The following is a 1,446-nucleotide window of genomic DNA, read 5'->3' on the forward strand; positions in this document are numbered from 1 at the left end:
GAGGCCCCCGGGACGCCCCCGGGAGGTGCCCCTCCACAGCCGAGAAGCCCCCGGCGGTTCGCGACCGCCGGGGGCTTCGTCGTGATCACACGTTCCGTATGCCCGTACATCGCGTACATCTGCATATTCCGCGCGTTCCCACCCCGCCTGTGCCTGCTATACGTACCGGTAGATCCGGCTGTGGTCTTCCAGTTGGTCCGGTGTCACGTCCCACGGCGGCAGCTTCTCGTGCCGTGCGACGATCCGCCTGTGCTGGGCGTCGCCCTGCGCGGGCGGCTTCGCGGGGAGGTAACGGGCGCGGACGCCCCAGTGCCGTAGCTGCCAGCGGGACCAGAGCAGGTCGACGAAGGCGTGGTGCATCCAGAAGACGGGGTCGTTGACGGAGGCACCGCCCACCATGTGGCCGCCGACCCAGCGGTGGACCCGGTTGTGGGTGCGCCACGAAGCGGGGCCCCGTCCCGGACCCCACCCCTCCAGCTTGTTGCGGAACCCCTTGGTCGACGTGGAGTCCCAGGGGGCCGCGTCATAGACCGGATCCGCCAGGGCCCACTCCAGATCGTCGGCCGTGGGCAGTTCGATCGGCTCCCCGGAGCGGGTCAGGTCGCGCGTGAGGTACTCGGTGTCGGTGACCCCCACCCTGATGGTCCACTTGCCGTGGCGGTAGGCGAAGGGGCCGGTCATGACCTGCCGGTCGGAACTCCGCCCGGTGCCGCCGAGCAGGTCCTCGGTCCACGGCACGGCCGTCGCGCTTCGGTGGCGGGTCCAGTCCCAGTACGGCATCGTCACCGACTCGTCCACGCGGCGCAGGGCACTCTCCAGGTCCAGCAGGAACCTGCGGTGCCAGGGCAGGAACGAGGGCGTCATATGGGCGGCGCGCAGCCCTCCTTCGCCGTCGGACGTGTAGTACGTGATGTGCGTGCGCACGAACTCGTCGTACTCGCCGCGGTGTTTGAGTTCGAGCAGCGCGGCGACGAGTCGGCGCCGCTCGGAGCGGGTGAGCCTGCTGACGTCCTTACGGGTGTACACCACGGCGCTGATCCCTCTCGGCTCCCTTGCTGCCGCTCGGCGTACCGCTGCCGTCCCTGCGCCCGTCGCCACCGCCGTTCAGGCGCCCGCCACCACCGTCCCGGAGCCCGCCGCCGCCGTCCCTGCGGCTGATGCTGCCGCGCCCATGACCCCCGTGGTCGTCCGGCGTGCGCAGGCGTGCGGTGGGGCCGAGCTCGTCGACCGCTCCGCGCGCGGCGGCGAGCGGTGTCGAGTACGACGCGTAGTGGTCGACCATGGTCATCCAGCTGCCGTCCGCCCGGCGCATCAGATGCAGCGGTCGCCCGTCCACGGTGACGTGCCAGGTTCCGGAGCCGTCGCCACGGGACCGCCCGGCGTCGTACCTGGCACCGACGATCCGGTGTCCGCGATACGTCTCGGCGAACCGTGTGCCCTCCCGCC

At 71.4% G+C, this 1,446-nt stretch carries 2 protein-coding genes; both read right to left on the reverse strand.

Annotation, left to right across the window (positions count from 1 at the left end; translation table 11 throughout):
* Positions 1-156: 156 nt before the first annotated feature.
* Positions 157-1,029: a tyrosinase family protein gene (locus tag FNH04_RS45920; RefSeq protein ID WP_322725767.1), complete on the reverse strand. Its 873-nt coding sequence runs from the start codon at positions 1,027-1,029 to the stop codon at positions 157-159.
* Positions 1,013-1,446, reverse strand: a 434-nt coding sequence (locus tag FNH04_RS45925) for a tyrosinase family oxidase copper chaperone (RefSeq protein ID WP_152792141.1), incomplete at its 5' end; no start/stop codon positions are given. The genes FNH04_RS45920 and FNH04_RS45925, both read right to left, overlap by 17 nt.

The organism is Streptomyces phyllanthi (assembly GCF_009377205.1).
GTDB lineage: Bacteria > Actinomycetota > Actinomycetes > Streptomycetales > Streptomycetaceae > Streptomyces > Streptomyces phyllanthi.